Source organism: Streptomyces venezuelae (assembly GCF_008642335.1).
GTDB classification, from domain to species: Bacteria; Actinomycetota; Actinomycetes; order Streptomycetales; family Streptomycetaceae; genus Streptomyces; species Streptomyces venezuelae_F.
Window position 1 is genome coordinate 4404895 of the sequence record NZ_CP029191.1, and the last position, 14491, is coordinate 4419385.

14 protein-coding genes are annotated in these 14491 nt (G+C 71.9%); 13 read left to right on the forward strand and 1 reads right to left on the reverse strand.

Annotation, left to right across the window (positions count from 1 at the left end; translation table 11 throughout):
* Positions 1-111 precede the first annotated feature (111 nt).
* From ssd to DEJ49_RS19975, 7 genes are all read left to right on the forward strand, one after another.
* A complete protein-coding gene (gene ssd / locus DEJ49_RS19945; RefSeq protein ID WP_150185376.1) occupies positions 112-1224 on the forward strand; it encodes a septum site-determining protein Ssd in 1113 nt (370 codons plus the stop codon).
* On the forward strand, positions 1221-2390 hold the full coding sequence (locus DEJ49_RS19950) for a TadA family conjugal transfer-associated ATPase (RefSeq protein ID WP_150185377.1): 1170 nt from the start codon (positions 1221-1223) through the stop codon (positions 2388-2390). Before ssd ends, DEJ49_RS19950 begins: the two co-directional genes overlap by 4 nt.
* Before the next feature lie 2 nt (positions 2391-2392).
* Positions 2393-3259 (forward strand): type II secretion system F family protein, encoded by an 867-nt coding sequence (locus tag DEJ49_RS19955; RefSeq protein WP_150185378.1) that lies wholly within the window; start codon positions 2393-2395, stop codon positions 3257-3259.
* Positions 3260-3453: 194 nt separating this feature from the next.
* Positions 3454-4044: a type II secretion system F family protein gene (locus DEJ49_RS19960; RefSeq protein ID WP_317850457.1), complete on the forward strand. Its 591-nt coding sequence runs from the start codon at positions 3454-3456 to the stop codon at positions 4042-4044.
* A 92-nt stretch (positions 4045-4136) separates the two neighbouring features.
* On the forward strand, positions 4137-4343 hold the full coding sequence (locus tag DEJ49_RS19965; RefSeq protein ID WP_223833204.1) for a DUF4244 domain-containing protein: 207 nt from the start codon (positions 4137-4139) through the stop codon (positions 4341-4343).
* On the forward strand, positions 4330-4752 hold the full coding sequence (locus DEJ49_RS19970) for a TadE family type IV pilus minor pilin (protein ID WP_150185379.1): 423 nt from the start codon (positions 4330-4332) through the stop codon (positions 4750-4752). Before DEJ49_RS19965 ends, DEJ49_RS19970 begins: the two co-directional genes overlap by 14 nt.
* 62 nt (positions 4753-4814) lie before the next feature.
* Positions 4815-5132 carry an Rv3654c family TadE-like protein gene (locus DEJ49_RS19975; protein ID WP_411757179.1) on the forward strand — a complete coding sequence of 106 codons (318 nt, stop codon included), beginning with the start codon at positions 4815-4817 and terminating at the stop codon, positions 5130-5132.
* Positions 5133-5479: 347 nt separating this feature from the next.
* Here DEJ49_RS19975 and DEJ49_RS19980 read toward each other — a convergent pair whose 3' ends face one another.
* The gene (locus DEJ49_RS19980) at positions 5480-7933 is read right to left on the reverse strand and encodes a DEAD/DEAH box helicase (protein ID WP_190329391.1); all 2454 of its coding nucleotides are present in this window, start codon (positions 7931-7933) and stop codon (positions 5480-5482) included.
* A gap of 80 nt (positions 7934-8013) precedes the next feature.
* Here DEJ49_RS19980 and bldG point away from each other — a divergent pair, with 80 nt between their 5' ends.
* From bldG to DEJ49_RS20010, 6 genes are all read left to right on the forward strand, one after another.
* Positions 8014-8355: an anti-sigma factor antagonist BldG gene (gene bldG / locus DEJ49_RS19985; protein WP_003975386.1), complete on the forward strand. Its 342-nt coding sequence runs from the start codon at positions 8014-8016 to the stop codon at positions 8353-8355.
* A gap of 118 nt (positions 8356-8473) precedes the next feature.
* Entirely contained in the window at positions 8474-8914 is a 441-nt protein-coding gene (locus tag DEJ49_RS19990) for an ATP-binding protein (protein WP_150185381.1), read from the forward strand.
* A 317-nt stretch (positions 8915-9231) separates the two neighbouring features.
* A complete protein-coding gene (locus DEJ49_RS19995; protein WP_150185382.1) occupies positions 9232-11634 on the forward strand; it encodes a sodium-translocating pyrophosphatase in 2403 nt (800 codons plus the stop codon).
* A 239-nt stretch (positions 11635-11873) separates the two neighbouring features.
* Positions 11874-12458, forward strand: coding sequence for a small secreted protein (locus DEJ49_RS20000; protein WP_150185383.1), 585 nt, complete (start codon positions 11874-11876; stop codon positions 12456-12458).
* Between the two features lie 124 nt (positions 12459-12582).
* A complete protein-coding gene (locus tag DEJ49_RS20005) occupies positions 12583-14097 on the forward strand; it encodes a methyltransferase (RefSeq protein ID WP_150185384.1) in 1515 nt (504 codons plus the stop codon).
* Between the two features lie 131 nt (positions 14098-14228).
* Positions 14229-14426, forward strand: coding sequence for a hypothetical protein (locus tag DEJ49_RS20010; RefSeq protein ID WP_150185385.1), 198 nt, complete (start codon positions 14229-14231; stop codon positions 14424-14426).
* Positions 14427-14491 lie beyond the last annotated feature (65 nt).

Below are 14491 nucleotides of genomic sequence, written 5' to 3' on the forward strand. Positions count from 1 at the left end.
ATTCCGCCCGTTCCACTCGCGAAGTTCATGGCCGGATTGCTTTGCCCGGTTCTTCGCCGAAGACGAGCGCGGCATTAACAGGAGTCATGTGCCAAGAGGGGGACGAGGATCGTGGGCGGAGTCTTTTCGAGTGACGTGGCCGCGCAGGCCGAGGGCAGGCCGGGTGGACCGCTGATCGTCACGGAGGACGTGGAGCTGCTGGATGACCTGCTGCGGCTGTGCGCCGCGGCGGGGGCGCTTCCAGAGGTGCATCACGGGGGGCCCGAGCGCCGGGGGAGCTGGGACGCGGCCCCGCTCGTCCTGGTCGGGGACGACGCGGCCGACCGGGTGCGCGGAGCAGTGCGACGGCGCGGGGTCGTGTTGGTTGGGCGGGATCAGGACGATCCCGGTGTCTGGCAGCGGGCCGTGGAGATCGGCGCCGACCACGTGCTTGTCCTGCCGGACGGCGAGCAATGGCTCGTGGACCGCATCGCCGACGTCGCCGAGGGGGTGGGGCGCCCCGCGGTCACCGTCGGAGTCATCGGCGGCCGAGGCGGGGCCGGGGCCTCCACAGTGGCCTGCGCCCTCGCGGTCACGGCGGCCCGCGAGGGGCGGCGCACGATGCTCGTCGACGCGGACCCGCTGGGCGGCGGTCTGGACGTCGTCCTCGGCGCCGAGCACGCCGAAGGGCTCCGCTGGCCGGCCTTCGCCGCCTCGCGGGGCAGGGTCGGCGGTGGCGCGCTGGAGGAGTCGCTGCCCCACATGCATGCGCTCCGGGTCCTGAGCTGGGATCGCGGAGAGGCGGTGGCGGTCGCCCCCGAAGCCGTACGAGCGGTGGTCGCGGCAGCCCGCAGGCGGGGCGGCGCGGTGGTCGTGGACCTGCCGCGCCGGGTCGACGAGGCGGTCGCCGAGGCCATGGCCCAGGTGGACCTGGGGCTGCTCGTGGTGCCCGCGGAGCTGCGCGCCGTGGCGGGGGCCCGGCGGGTGGCCTCCGCCGCGGGCATGGCGCTGCGGGACCTGCGGGTCGTGGTGGCGCGGGGCCCGGCGTCCGGCGGGCTCGATGCCGAGGAGGTCGCGGGGCTCCTCGGGCTCCCGCTAGCCGGGGAGGTGCCGTGGGAGGCGGGCCTGGCGGCGCAGCAGGCCTCGGGGACGCCTCCGGGGGGTGCGGCGCGCGGGCCGCTCGCACGGTTCTGTTCCGCCTTCTGGGGCCGCGTGCCTGCCGACGCGGTGGGAGGAGGCGTATGAGCGCCGTCGTCGGGGCCCGGATGCTGGACGGAGTGCGGCAGTGGCTCGCGGAGAGCGGCACCGAGCCGACCCCCGCCCGCGTCGCCGAGGCCCTGCGGGCCCAGGGCCGGGTGCTCGGTGACACGGAGATCCTCGGCGCGGCGGAACAACTGCGCTCGGAGCTTGTCGGTGCAGGCCCTCTGGAACCCCTCCTCGCGGACGCCTCCGTGACCGACGTGCTGGTCTCCGCGCCCGACAAGGTGTGGGTGGACCGGGGCGGCGGCCTGGAGCTCACGGACATCACGTTCCGGGACGCCGCAGCCCTGCGGCGGCTCGCACAGCGCCTCGCGGCCGTGGCGGGCCGCCGCTTGGACGACGCACGCCCCTGGGTGGACGCACGCCTCCCGGACGGCACGCGCCTGCACGCCGTCCTGCCACCGGTGGCGGTCGGCTCGACGTGCCTCTCCCTGCGGGTCGTACGCCCCAAGGCCTTCACCCTCACGGAACTGGTCGAGGCAGGCACGATTCCACCGAACGGCGACGCAATCCTGCGGTCCCTGCTCGAAGCCCGCCTCTCCTTCTTGATCAGCGGCGGCACCGGCACCGGCAAGACGACACTGCTGAGCGCGCTGCTGAGCCTGGTCGGCCCCAAGGAGCGGATCGTGCTCGCCGAGGACTCGGCGGAGCTCAAACCCGACCACCCGCACGTGGTGCGCCTGGAAACCAGACCCGCGAACCAGGAAGGAGCAGGCCTCGTCGGCCTGGACGACCTGGTGCGCCAAGCCCTGCGGATGCGCCCGGACCGCCTCGTCGTGGGCGAGGTGCGGGGCGCGGAGGTCGTGCACCTGCTGGCGGCGCTGAACACGGGGCACGAGGGAGGCTGCGGCACGGTTCATGCCAACGCCGCCGGAGACGTGCCCGCCCGCCTGGAGGCCCTGGGCACGACCGCGGGCCTCGACCGTGCCGCCCTGCACAGCCAGTTGGCGGCGGCGCTGTCCATGGTGATCCATCTCGTACGAGACCGGACGGGCCGCCGCCGCATGGCCGAGGTGCACGTCCTGGAACGCGCCGAGTCGGGCCTGGTGGTAACGGTCCCGGCACTGCGATGGGGCGAGAGGGCCTTCACCCGGGAACGGGGCTGGAACCGCCTGAACACCCTCCTCGCGGGCGGCGGTGAGGGCGGATGACCATGGCGACGAGTACGTGGACAGCGGCGCTGGCGATGTGCGCGGGGGCCGCGGTCTGGCTGCTGACCCGACGGAACCACGAGTCGCACCGCCTCCGAAAACTCCTGACACCCATCGCTCCACAACCGTCTTCCAATCCGCGATGGCCCGGCCTGATCGCAACAGCTCGTGCCAGGCTGCGCCCCGAGTGGTGGTGCCTGGCGGCCGGGGCCACGGTGGCGCTGCTGGGCGAGTCCGTGGTGCCGCTGGCCGCGGGCGCGGCCGGGGTGCCGTTGGCGGCGGGCGTACGACGAGCCCGGGACGCGCGCCGGAAGCGGGAGCGGCGCCGGGCCGCGGTGATCGCCTGGCTCGGGGAGCTGGCGGCCGAGGTGCGGGCGGGCCGGCAGCCCGGGGACGCGCTGCGTCTGACTCTCCAGGACCCCGTAGCCAGCGACGCGGGCCCGGGAGCCGCCAGGAGCGCGGTGCTGGCCGCCGCGCGGTTCGGCGGCGACGTACCGGGCGCGTTGCGCTCGGCGGCCCGGGAGCCGGGCGCAGAGGGCCTCCTGGGCCTTGCGGCGTGCTGGCGGGTCGCGGTGGACCGAGGCGCGGGCCTCGCCGCAGGACTGGATCGCCTTGAAGCCGCCCTGCGCTCCGAACGCGACCAACGCGCAGACCTACGCGCCCAACTGGCGGGCGCCCGGTCGACGGCCGTGATGCTGGCCGCCCTCCCCGTACTGGGCCTGCTGATGGGCAGCGCGCTCGGAGCGGAGCCGCTGCGGGTCCTGCTCCACACCGGCCCCGGACTGACGTGCCTGGCCGTGGGCGCAGTCCTGGAGGGCGCCGGGGCGTGGTGGGCGCTGCGCATCGTGCGAAGGGCGGAGGAGCGGTGAACGTTGTCCACAGCCTGGGGGTGACGGTGTGGGTAGCAGCAGCGGCGCTCTGGCTGACGCTGACGGCACTGGCTGCGCGGAGAGAGAGGGCACAGCGAAGGCGAGCGGAGAGGGTTCTGCCGGGGCCGAGGCCGCCGGAGGGCGGAGCCCGAAAGCGACCACGCCCGAACCGCTGGGCGCAGCAACGGCATTGGTTGACGCCGGCCGGGACGGCGAGCGCGGCCTATGTGTTGGTGGGCGGCGTGCCGGGGGCGCTGGCCGCGGCGGTCGTCGGATACCTCGCCTGGCGCAACGTCCGGCAGAAACGCACACCATCGCTGGACCGGCGCGAAGAGACACACGAGGCGGCCCGCCAACTACCGCTGGCAGCTGACCTTCTGGCGGCGTGCATCGCATCCGGTGCGGGCCCGCTGGCGGCGGCGCACGCGGTGGGGGAGTCCTTGCGGGGGCCGATCGGCGCACGGCTGTCCCGGGGCGCGGCAGAGGTACGCCTGGGAGGCGAACCAAGGGCCGCATGGCGCCAGTTGAGCGAAATACCGGGTGCCGCGCCCCTGGCCCGCCTCCTGGAGCGCGCGGGTGACTCCGGCGCACCGACGGCGGATCCGGTGGCCCGCCTCGCCGCGGATGCCAGGGCGGACCGCGCCAGGGCGGCGACGGCCGAGGCGCGCAAGGCGGCGGTCCTGATGACGGCCCCGGTCGGCCTGTGCTTCCTGCCGGCGTTCGTGGCGGTCGGGGTGCTGCCGGTGGTGATCGGCCTGGCGGAGGGGCTGTTGAGCACGGGATGAGCGGCCGACGCCGCCGAACCGAACACGAACGAGGGACCGAGGAAGACATGACGGAGGTCGTGATGACGGGGATTGTGATGAGGCGGCGAATGATGCGAAGGCTGAGCGTTCTGAGTCCGCGGACATGGCGGTCGCTGAAGCCACCGGGCTCGGATGCGGGGATGGTGACGTCCGAGTACGCCATGGGCTTGATCGCGGCGGTGGGCTTCGCCGGCCTGCTCTACAAGGTGGTGACGAGCGGGCAGGTCAAGGCGGCGCTGCAGGGGCTGGTGGAGAGGGCGCTCGATGTGCCGTTCTGAGGCGGGGCTCCAAGGCCGAAGGTGGCACGCCCGATTCCGGGTGCGCTTTCCTCGCCCGTCGGACCGGGGCTTCGTGACGGCGGAGGCGGCCGTGGTGCTGCCGACGCTGGTGCTCTTCACGATGGCGTTGATCTGGACGCTGCTGGCGGCCTCCGCGCAGATCCAGTGCGTGGACGCCGCCAGGGCGGGGGCGCGGGCGGCGGCCCGACAGGACCCCGACGACGTGGCCATGGCCGCGGCTCGGCAGGCGGCGCCGCGCGGGGCGAGCGTGTCCGTGCGGCGTGACGCCGACCTCGTACGGGTCGAGGTCGTGGCGGACGCGCCCGGTCCCGAGGTGCTGGGCCTGGGCCTGCGTCTGCGGTCCGAAGCGGTGGCGCTGGCGGAGGAAAGCGTGGGGGTGGCCGTATGAGGGTCACGTGGCGAGGTGCGGGTCGCGATCGCGGGGCCGCCACGGTGTGGGTGGTCGTCGTGATGGCCGTACTCGGCGTGATCTGCGGTGCGGTGCTCGCGATGACGCAGGTCGTCGTGGCCCGGCACCGGGCGGGCGGCGCGGCGGATCTGGCGGCGCTCGCGGCGGCGGACCGGTGGGCGGCGGGGTCCGACGAGGCGTGTGCGGGGGCGGGGAGGGTGGCTGCGGCGCAGGGTGCGCGGGTTGTTCGGTGCGGGGTGCGGGGCGAGACCTCGGCGGTCTCGGTCTCTTCCTCGGCGGGGCCCTTCACCGTGACGGTGCGGGCCCGGGCGGGGCCGGTGATGTCCCCTCGGTCGCCCCTGCGGCGCCCTGCCGGGTAGGAGCACGACCCCGCCGCTCCGCGGCGGATCACACCCACCCCCCCCGTTCACCCCGCGACGCCCCGTGCGGGTAGGAGCACCGACCCCGCCGCTTCGCGGCGGATGGTCCCCACCCACCGCCCGTTTGCCCCGCGACGTTCAGTGGGAGTAGGGGCCCGGCCCCCTTGCTCTCCCCCCCCCGGGGCCGCAGCCGCTCGCGAGACGGGAGGGGACGTGGGGGTATGTGCGCACGGAGCACCGAGCACACCACCACGGCCGGAAATGTCCAGACGCGGCGCAGGGATGGCGAGTACGCACATACCCCCGCGGCCCCGCACCCACAGACAGAGCACAGGCGCACCCGCAGCCTAGGCGCCCCCCGCCTCCCGCAACAGCACAGAAAGCAACCGCACCGCCCCCCTCTTGTGCAACGGATCGTTGCCGTTGCCGCACTTGGGGGACTGGATGCAGGACGGGCAGCCCGCCTCGCACTCGCAGGACGCGATCGCCTGGCGGGTGGCCGTGAGCCACTCGCGGGCCGTGTGGAAGGCCCGCTCGGCGAAGCCCGCCCCGCCGGGGTGGCCGTCGTACACGAAGACCGTGGGAAGGAGCGTGTCCGGGTGCAGCGGGACGGAGACGCCACCGATGTCCCATCGGTCACACGTGGCGAAGAGCGGAAGCATCCCGATGGACGCGTGCTCCGCGGCGTGCAGCGCGCCGCCGAGGATCTCGGGGGTGATGCGTGCGGCGTCGAGCTGGTCCTCGGTCACCGTCCACCACACCGCGCGCGTCCGCAGCGTACGAGGAGGGAGGTCCAGTTTGGTCTCGCCGAGGACTTCACCCGTGATGAGGCGCCGACGCAGGAAGGAGACGACTTGGTTGGTGACTTCGACGGAGCCGTAGCAGAGGCGCCCCGCACCCCAGGGGATCTCCGTGTCCGTTTCCAGGATGGAGATCGCCGTCGTGTCGCGAGCGGTCGTGGAGTAGGGCGGCGCGGCCTCCTCGACGAGGGCGACCGAGTCCTCCAGGTCGAGGTGGCGGACGAGATACGTACGCCCCTGGTGGAGGTGGACCGCGCCCTCGTGCACGGACGTGTGCGCGGCGGACGCGTCGACCGTGCCGAGGAGCCGCCCCGTGCCCTCCTCGACGATCTGGACGGGCTTTCCGCCCTCGCCGCGGATGTCGGTGAGGTCGGCGGCCCGCTCCCGGCGGGTCCAGTGCCAGGCCTTGGTCCGGCGCCGCAGGAGCTTCGCGGCCTCCAGCTGCGGGAGGAGTTCCTCGGTGGTGGGGCCGAAGAGGGCGAGGTCCTCCTCGGTCAGGGGGAGTTCGGAGGCGGCGGCGCAGAGGTGGGGGGCGAGGACGTACGGGTTGTCGGGGTCGAGGACCGTGCACTCGACGGGCTGCTGGAACAGCGCTTCGGGATGGTGGACGAGATACGTGTCCAGTGGATCGTCCCGGGCGACGAGGACGGCCAGCGCGCCCTGCGCCGAGCGGCCCGCCCGGCCGGCCTGCTGCCAGAGGGAGGCGCGGGTGCCGGGGTAGCCGGCGATGACGACCGCGTCCAGGCCGGAGACGTCGACGCCGAGTTCGAGGGCGGTGGTGGCGGCGAGCCCGAGGAGTTCGCCGGAGTGCAGGGCGCGCTCCAGGGCGCGGCGCTCCTCGGGGAGGTAGCCGCCGCGGTAGGCCGCGACACGCCGGGGCAGGGAGCGATCGACTTCGGCGAGGCGTTCCTGGGCGATCACGGAGATCAGTTCGGCGCCGCGCCGGGAGCGTACGAAGGCGACCGAGCGGACTCCCTGGACGGTGAGGTCGGTGAGGAGGTCGGCGGTCTCGGCGGTGGCGGTGCGGCGGACGGGGGCGCCCTTCTCGCCGTGGAGCTCGGTGAGAGGGGGTTCCCAGAGGGCGAAGACGAGGTCGCCGCGGGGTGAGGCGTCGTCGGCGACCTCTTTCACGGGGAGGCCGGTGAGACGTTCCGCGGACGCCGAGGGGTCGGCGCAGGTGGCGGAGGCGAGGAGGAAGACGGGCTCGGAGCCGTAGCGGGCGCAGAGGCGGCGCAGGCGGCGCAGGACCTGGGCGACGTGGGAGCCGAAGACGCCGCGGTAGGTGTGGCACTCGTCGATGACGACGTAGCGCAGGGAGCGCAGGAAGGAGGACCAGCGCGGGTGGGAGGGGAGTATCCCGCGGTGCAGCATGTCGGGGTTGGTCAGGACGTAATTGGCGTACTGCCGGACCCATTCGCGTTCTTCGAAGGGGGTGTCGCCGTCGTAGACGGCGGGGCGGACCGCGTTGCCGAGGGGGGCGGCCAGCTCGCGGACGGCGCGGCGCTGGTCGGCGGCGAGGGCCTTGGTGGGGGCGAGGTAGAGGGCGGTGGTGCCGCGCCCGTTCGGGGCCTCGGAGCCGTCCAGGAGGGCGGAGAGGACGGGGGTGAGGTAGGCCAGGGACTTGCCGGAGGCGGTGCCGGTGGCGACGACCACGGATTCCCCGTCCAGGGCGTGCTCGGCGGCGAGCGCCTGGTGCGCCCAGGGGTGCTCGATGCCGGCGGCCTGGACGGCGGATATGACCTCGGGTCGGATGCGGTCGGGCCAGACTGCATACCGAGCCTCACGTGGGGGCAGGTGCTCCGTATGAGTGACGCGCGATGCACGGCTCGGCCCCGCGGTGAGCCGGTCGAGAACGGTCCGCGGGGACGTGCGTGCCGGGGCGCCCGCAGAGGGTCCTCCGGTGGGAGAAATTTTGGCCATCGGCATCGAGTGTGTCACTGGCGGGATGGACAATGGTCCGAAGGCGTCGTGCACGCCTGCCGGTAAGTGATTGAATGCCATCGCGGCTGGCGATCCGACCTGGGGGCTCTGCCGAGGTGTCCCGAGGGATGACCGCTCGATAGCAAGGTGCTGGAGGATCCGTGGACCTGTCCCTGTCGACCCGTACCGTCGGCGATCGTACGGTCGTCGAGGTCGGTGGCGAAATCGATGTATATACCGCGCCGAAGCTGCGCGAGCAGTTGGTCGAGCTGGTGAACGACGGCAGTTTTCATCTGGTCGTCGACATGGAGGGCGTGGACTTCCTCGACTCCACCGGGCTCGGCGTGCTGGTCGGCGGCCTGAAGCGTGTGCGTGCCCATGAGGGCTCGCTGCGCCTGGTCTGCAACCAGGAGCGCATTCTCAAGATTTTCCGTATCACCGGTCTGACCAAGGTGTTCCCCATCCACACCTCGGTCGAGGAAGCGGTCGCGGCCACCGACTGAGTGGCCTTCGACCGAGCGCCGGACCTTCCGGGCCCCTGGGCCCGGGACGGCAGTACAGCAGGGGGCCGGGCCTGCGGCCCGGTCCCCTGACAGCACGTGCGTATGTCGAGGGGGATGCATGGCCACCGTTGAGCTCCGCTTCAGCGCCCTGCCCGAGCACGTCAGGACCGCCCGTCTGGTGGCGGCCGCGGTGGCGCGCAGGGCCGGGGTGGACGAAGCCGTTCTCGACGAGGTCAGGCTGGCCGTCGGCGAGGCCTGCACGCGCGCCGTCGGGCTGCATCAGAGCAGCGGAGTGACGGCGCCGGTGCGGGTCGCGCTGATCGAGGACGAGAAGCAGTTCTCCATCGAGGTCGGCGACGAGGCTCCCCGTGCGGCGCCCGGTGACCGGGCGCCCGGCGCGCGTCTCGACGACGGCGAGGAGACGGATGCCGAGGGCGAGGACGAGATGGGCCTCGCGGTCATCAGCGGCCTCGTGGACGACGTGGAGGTCACGGCCGGAGAGGCCGGTGGTCTCATCCGCATGCGCTGGCCGACGACGCCGGCGCCCCTCGTGCCCTGACCCGCCCCACCTCGACGCGGGCCCACCCGCCCCGACCCGCTCCGCCCCACCCCGTTCAGCCTCCGAGGCCCGGTCACCACCACGGTGAACTGGGCCTTTTGTTTTTCCGATCATTTGCGGCCCGGATCGACGATCTTTCGCCGGTCAACTGTCAACGGTTTTGAGGCATTACCGCTTTCGGGGCCAATCCGGCCGCGCGATCATTTGCTGAGAAGCAATCTCAGGTCAATTCCGTTTGTGGCGCTCTGTTTTGATCAGGTTCCGCTCCCTACAATCCGTCCACATCTTGAGCTCAGCCCAAGCGTCAAGGAGGACGAATGGCGGGGCTTTCTACCCCTCATCAGTTTGACCATCCCACAACCTTCGCAGCCGCAGTCCTGACAGATGACAACCGTCTCATCGTGATGGTGATCGCCGCCGTCGCGCTGGCGGCGCTGATCGTCGCGGGTGTGCTCGTACGACAAGTACTCGCGGCGGGCGAGGGCACCGACAGCATGAAGAAGATCGCGGCAGCGGTCCAGGAGGGCGCGAATGCCTATCTGGGCCGGCAGTTGCGCACTCTCGGCGTATTCGCCGTCGTGGTGTTCTTCCTGCTCATGCTGCTGCCCGCGGACGACTGGAATCAGCGCGCCGGACGATCGATCTTCTTCTTGGTCGGAGCGGCGTTCTCGGCGACCACCGGCTATATCGGTATGTGGCTCGCCGTACGCAGCAATGTGCGCGTGGCAGCCGCTGCCCGAGAGGCCACTCCGGCAGAAGGTGAACCCGAAAAGGATCTCACCGCTGTCTCGCACAAGGCCATGAAGATCGCTTTCCGCACGGGCGGCGTAGTCGGCATGTTCACGGTGGGGCTCGGTCTTCTGGGCGCCTCCTGTGTGGTGCTCGTCTACGCGGCCGACGCGCCGAAGGTGCTCGAAGGTTTCGGCCTCGGTGCCGCACTGATCGCGATGTTCATGCGTGTCGGCGGCGGCATCTTCACCAAGGCCGCCGACGTCGGCGCCGACCTGGTCGGCAAGGTCGAGCAGGGCATTCCGGAGGACGATCCGCGCAATGCCGCGACCATCGCCGACAACGTGGGCGACAACGTCGGCGACTGCGCCGGTATGGCCGCCGACCTCTTCGAGTCGTACGCCGTGACGCTCGTCGCCGCGCTGATCCTCGGCAAGGTGGCGTTCGGCGACTCCGGTCTCGCGTTCCCCCTGCTCGTCCCGGCCATCGGTGTCGTGACGGCGATGATCGGCATCTTCGCGGTGGCGCCCCGGCGCTCCGACCGCAGCGGGATGAGCGCCATCAACCGCGGCTTCTTCATCTCCGCGGTGATCTCGCTGGCGCTCGTGGCCGTGGCGGTCTTCGTCTACCTGCCGTCCACGTACGCGGACCTGGACGGCGTCACGGACGCCGCGATCAAGGGCCACGACGGCGATCCAAGGGTCCTCGCGCTCGTCGCCGTCGCCATCGGCATCGTGATGGCCGCGCTGATCCAGCAGCTCACCGGCTACTTCACCGAGACGACCCGGCGTCCCGTCAGGGACATCGGGAAGACCTCGCTCACCGGCCCGGCCACCGTCGTCCTCGCCGGTATCTCGGTCGGTCTGGAATCGGCCGTCTACACCGCGCTGCTGATCGGGCTCGGCGTGTACGGGGCGTTCCTGCTCGGCGGCACGTCGATCATGCTCGCCCTCTTCGCGGTCGCGCTCGCCGGTACGGGACTGCTGACCACGGTCGGCGTGATCGTCGCCATGGACACGTTCGGGCCTGTCTCCGACAACGCGCAGGGCATCGCCGAGATGTCCGGCGACGTCGAGGGCGCGGGCGCGCAGGTCCTCACCGACCTGGACGCCGTCGGCAACACCACCAAGGCCATCACCAAGGGCATCGCCATCGCCACCGCGGTCCTCGCGGCGTCGGCGCTCTTCGGGTCGTACCGCGACGCCATCGCGGAAGCGGCCAAGGACGTCGGCGAGAAACTCGGCGACGGCGCACCGATGAACCTCGTGATGGACATCTCACAGCCCAACAACCTGGTCGGCCTGATCCTCGGCGCCGCGGTCGTCTTCCTCTTCTCGGGGCTCGCGATCAACGCGGTCTCGCGGTCGGCGGGCGCCGTGGTCTACGAAGTGCGGCGGCAGTTCCGTGAGAAGCCCGGGATCATGGACTACACCGAGCAGCCCGAGTACGGGCGCGTCGTCGACATCTGCACCAAGGACGCGCTGCGCGAGCTGGCCACGCCGGGTCTGCTCGCCGTGCTCACGCCGATCGCGGTCGGCTTCTCGCTCGGCGTCGGCGCGCTCGGCTCATTCCTCGCGGGCGCGATCGGCACGGGCACGCTCATGGCCGTCTTCCTCGCCAACTCCGGTGGTGCCTGGGACAACGCCAAGAAGCTCGTCGAGGACGGGCACCACGGCGGCAAGGGCAGCGAGGCGCACGCCGCGACCGTCATCGGTGACACGGTCGGCGACCCGTTCAAGGACACCGCGGGTCCCGCCATCAACCCCCTGCTGAAGGTGATGAACCTGGTGGCGCTGCTCATCGCGCCCGCGGTCGTCAAGTTCAGCTACGGGGACGACGCCAGTGTCGGGATGCGGGCGCTGATCGCGGCGCTCTCCATCGCGGTCATCATCGGCGCGGTCTACGTCTCCAAGCGGCGCGGCATCGCCGTGGGGGACGAGGGCAACAACGAGCGGGTGGCCAAGCCGGCCGACCCGGCGGTGGTCTCGTAGGGGCTGAGGTCTCGTGACCCGGCTCGGTGACTCCGAGTCGGGCTCTGCCCAACACGCGGGCGGACGGCGCTTTTTGATGCGCCGTCCGCCCGACGTGTGTCCACGGCAAGATCCGTGAGCCTTCTCTCGCACCTCGTTCCCGTACACCGCTTGGTGCAAATGGCTGCAATAGCGGAGGTACCGAGCCCCCGGCATGCGGATGTAGCCCAGTTGGCGTGTAAGTTCCGGGGCCGAGAGCCATGGAAGGGACCAATCCGGTGAACAAGAAGCTTGCAGCCGCACTGTCCGGCGGTGCGGTACTGGTACTCGCTTTGTCAGGGTGCAGCGACGACGGCAACAAGAAGCTGGACGACTGGGCCAAGAAGGTCTGTGACTCGGTGCAGCCGCAGTCGAAGAAGATCGCGGCGGCCAACGCCGCGATCCAGAAGGAGACCTCCGACAACAGCTCGCCGGGCGACGTCCAGAAGACCGACTCCAAGGCGTTCAAGGACATGTCCGACGCCTACAAGTCGATGGGTGACGCCGTGAAGAACGCGGGCGCGCCCCCGGTCGACGACGGCAAGAAGAAGACGGACGACGCCGTCAAGGAGCTCAACGGCATCTCCAAGTCCTACGGCGACCTGCAGAAGCAGGTGGACGGCCTCGACACCAAGAACCAGGCAGACTTCGCCGACGGCCTCAAGGACGTCGCGGGCGAACTGGACAAGCTCAGCAAGAGCGGCAACGAAGCCCTCGAGAAGCTGCAGGAGGGCGACGTCGGCAAGGCGATGCGCAAGCAGGACAGCTGCAAGAGCGCGTCCGCCACACCGTCCGCCAAGAGCTGACCCTTCCAGCCGTACGTGCCGCTCTTCCGGCCGTACGTTCCGTACGCTCCCCGAAGTTCGTGATGCCCTCGGCGCCCACGCGGTGCCGAGGGCATCGGCGCGCCCGGCGGGCCACAATGGAGGGGTGAGTAACGCCACCCTTCCCCTGCCCTCGTCCGACCGCGCCGACGTCGCCGCCGCCCTGCGCGACGCCCTGCTCGCCGCCGACTTCACCGCCGACGGGCTGCTCGAACTGCTCGGGGCCCCCGCCTACACCGCGCTGGCCCGCAGCGAGACCGTGCCCGCGCTGCGGGCCACCCGCGGGGACGGGGCCCTCCCGGCGCTCGTACGCCTCTTCCTGCTGCAGGAATCGGTGCCCCACGCGCGCGTGGCCGACGTTCTCCCCGTCGACGTACTCCTGGAGAGCGACTGGCTGGCCGAGCGGGACGGCGAGCTGTGGGCGACGGTGGACGTGCGGCCGTACGGCGGACCGAGCGGTGAGGACTGGTTCATCGTCTCCGACCTGGGGTGCGCGGTCGGCGGCGCCGGTGGCATCGGCAAGCACGAGGAGGGCGTCGTCCTCGGCGTGGGCGGCGCGTCCACCACGCTGGCCGGCATCACGGTGCGCCTGCCCGTCGCGAGCGCACTCGACCTCGGCACCGGATCCGGCATCCAGGCCCTGCACGCCGCCCAGCACGCCACGCGCGTGACCGCGACCGACCTCAACCCCCGCGCCCTGCGGTTCACCCGGCTCACCCTGGCGCTGTCCGGCGCGCCGGAGGCGGACCTACGGGAGGGCTCGCTCTTCGAACCGGTCGCCGACGAGACGTACGACCTGATCGTCTCCAACCCGCCCTTCGTGATCTCGCCCGGTGCCCGGCTCACGTACCGGGACGGCGGCATGGGCGGGGACGATCTGTGCCGCTCGCTCGTTCAGGAGGCGGGGGAGCGGTTGAACGAAGGGGGGTACGCGCACTTCCTGGCCAACTGGCAGCACGTGGAGGGCGAGGAGTGGCAGGACCGGCTGCGGTCCTGGGTGCCGCGTGACTGCGACGCCTGGATCGTGCAGCGCGAGGTGCAGGACATCACGCAGTACGCCGAGCTGTGGCTGCGCGACGCGGGGGACCACCGCACGGACTCCGCGGAGTACGCCGCGCGGTACGACGCGTGGCTGGACGAGTTCGAGGCGCGGGGCACGCGCGCCGTCGGGTTCGGCTGGATCACGCTCAGGAAGACGGCTGCCGCCGAGCCGTCCGTCACCGTCGAGGAGTGGCCGCACCCCGTCGAGCAGCCGCTCGGCGACACGGTGCGGGAGTTCTTCGAACGGCAGGAGTACCTGCGCGCGCACGACGACGCCGCGCTGCTCGCCGCGCACTTCAAGCTCGCCGACGAGGTCGTGCAGGAGCAGGTCGGACTGCCGGGCGCCGAGGACCCGGAGCACGTCGTGCTGCGCCAGAACCGCGGGATGCGCAGGGCCACCAAGGTCGACACCGTGGGCGCCGGGTTCGCGGGCGTCTGCGACGGCTCGCTGAGCGCCGGTCGCATCCTGGACGCCATCGCGCAACTCGTCGGCGAGGACCCGGTGTTGCTGCGGGACCGTACGCCCGCGCAGATCAGGCTCCTCGTGCAGCAGGGCTTCCTGCTGCCCGCGTCGGAGTAGGGGGAGGTTACGGGCCGGTTGGGGGCTGATCAGGCCAACATGCCCGCCCGCCGTTCACCCCGATTTCGTCCTCCCGATTCCCGTGCGTGTCAGCCTCCCCGAAGGGGAACTCGGCACGGGGAGGCAAGACCATGGAGAGCGGGCCAGCGATCTTCGCCGGAACGGTGTTCGCACTGTTCGGCGCCGGACTGCTGATGTGGACGGGTGTGCGTGCAGCGCACCGCGCTCCCGTCGCCCAGGGTGTGAACCCCGTCGCATCGGTGACGTTCGCGACGCTCGCGGGAGCGGCCGCCCTGCTCCTCGGAGTGTGGTGCTTCACGCGGCTGTGAAGCGGAGGCAAAGCGGCAGGAGAGCGGCCGCGACGCGCCCCCGGCGGCGCACGCTTCCCAGTGAT

Coding starts and splice junctions, on each gene's coding strand:
- DEJ49_RS19950 (WP_150185377.1), top strand. CDS start 1,221: ATGAGCGCCGTCGTCGGGGCCCGGATGCTGGACGGAGTGCGGCAGTGG.
- DEJ49_RS19955 (WP_150185378.1), top strand. CDS start 2,393: ATGGCGACGAGTACGTGGACAGCGGCGCTGGCGATGTGCGCGGGGGCC.
- DEJ49_RS19965 (WP_223833204.1), top strand. CDS start 4,137: ATGCGAAGGCTGAGCGTTCTGAGTCCGCGGACATGGCGGTCGCTGAAG.
- DEJ49_RS19970 (WP_150185379.1), top strand. CDS start 4,330: ATGTGCCGTTCTGAGGCGGGGCTCCAAGGCCGAAGGTGGCACGCCCGA.
- DEJ49_RS19975 (WP_411757179.1), top strand. CDS start 4,815: ATGGCCGTACTCGGCGTGATCTGCGGTGCGGTGCTCGCGATGACGCAG.
- DEJ49_RS19980 (WP_190329391.1), bottom strand. CDS start 7,933: ATGGCATTCAATCACTTACCGGCAGGCGTGCACGACGCCTTCGGACCA.
- DEJ49_RS19990 (WP_150185381.1), top strand. CDS start 8,474: ATGGCCACCGTTGAGCTCCGCTTCAGCGCCCTGCCCGAGCACGTCAGG.
- DEJ49_RS19995 (WP_150185382.1), top strand. CDS start 9,232: ATGGCGGGGCTTTCTACCCCTCATCAGTTTGACCATCCCACAACCTTC.
- DEJ49_RS20000 (WP_150185383.1), top strand. CDS start 11,874: ATGGAAGGGACCAATCCGGTGAACAAGAAGCTTGCAGCCGCACTGTCC.
- DEJ49_RS20010 (WP_150185385.1), top strand. CDS start 14,229: ATGGAGAGCGGGCCAGCGATCTTCGCCGGAACGGTGTTCGCACTGTTC.